Source organism: Pseudomonas sp. P5_A2_2, assembly GCF_054177685.1.
Map to the genome: position 1 here is coordinate 1 of NZ_JBGCUL010001174.1, position 1266 is coordinate 1266.

Sequence of the window (1266 nt, forward strand, 5' to 3'; positions counted from 1 at the left end):
CACTCCTACAGGGATCTGCGGTGTTTTTGAAGGAATAGGAGAAATTTCATGCGTTTGGTTCAGTTCGAATTGAGTAACGGCGAACGCCGTGTCGGCGTGGTCGAGGCAGGCCTGGTCCGTGAAGTGCAGGACGCGCGCACCGTTCGCGATCTGGCATTGGCGGCGATCGAGGCGGGCGCAAGCCTTGAGCAACAGGTGCAAAGTCTGGGGCTGGGCATCAGCCACGACTACGCCGAACTGCTGACGCAACGGCGCATTCTGCCGCCCCTGGACCATCCGGACCCGGCGCACCTGCTGGTCAGCGGCACGGGCCTGACCCATCTGGGCAGCGCGTCGGCCCGGGACAAGATGCACCAGCAAAGTGGCGACGAATCGGCGATGACCGACACCATGCGCATCTTCAAATGGGGCGTGGAGGGCGGCAAACCGGCGGCGGATGAAGCCGGTGTGCAACCGGAATGGTTCTACAAAGGCGATGGCAGCATCGTCGTCAGGCCTGGGCAGCCGTTTCCCCTGCCGCCGTTTGCCGAGGACGCCGGTGAAGAGCCGGAGATCGCTGGCCTGTACGTGATCGGTCACGACGGCCAGCCGTATCGCCTGGGTTTTGCCGTGGGCAACGAGTTCTCCGATCACGTCATGGAGCGCAAGAACTACCTGTATCTGGCCCACTCGAAACTGCGCAGCTGCAGCTATGGCCCGGAACTGCGGGTCGGCGAACTGCCGCAGCATCTGGCGGGCACCAGCCGCATTCTGCGCGACGGCGAAGTGCTATGGCAGAACGAGTTTCTCAGCGGCGAGGCCAACATGTGCCACAGCCTCGCCAACCTCGAATTCCATCATTTCAAATACAGCCAGTTCCTGCGTCCGGGGGATGTGCACATTCACTTCTTTGGCACCGCGACCCTGTCCTTCGCCGACGGCATTCGCACGCAACCGGGCGACGTGTTCGAGATCACCCAGGCCGAGTTCGGCGCGCCATTGATCAATGGCATCGCACCGGTCGCAGCGGCTTTCGAACCCGGCACCGTCGGCACACTTTGAGGAGGTACCCATGACCCGGATCCTTGGTCACAACTACATCGGCGGCCAACGCAGCGCCGCCGGCAGCATCAAGTTGCAGAGTGTCGACGCCACCACCGGTGAGGCCTTGCCCGACGATTTTTATCAGGCGACCCCGCAGGAAGTCGATGCGGCGGCCACCGCGGCGGCTTCCGCGTACCCGGCCTATCGCAGCTTGAGTGCGGAGCGGCGGGCACAGTTTCTCGA

At 63.2% G+C, this 1266-nt stretch carries 1 protein-coding gene and 1 pseudogene; both read left to right on the plus strand.

The annotated features are described in order from the left end of the window. Positions 1 to 48 precede the first annotated feature (48 nt). Complete coding sequence (gene araD1 / locus ACXRVY_RS29840; protein ID WP_223463803.1) at positions 49 to 1041, plus strand: AraD1 family protein; 993 nt, start codon at positions 49 to 51, stop codon at positions 1039 to 1041. Between the two features lie 10 nt (positions 1042 to 1051). Next, a pseudogene (locus ACXRVY_RS29845) lies at positions 1052 to 1266 on the plus strand (aldehyde dehydrogenase (NADP(+))); the annotation flags it as partial.

Bases quoted from the DNA above. Each gene is read 5' to 3' on its own strand.
- araD1 (WP_223463803.1), top strand. From the start codon at position 49: ATGCGTTTGGTTCAGTTCGAATTGAGTAACGGCGAACGCCGTGTCGGC.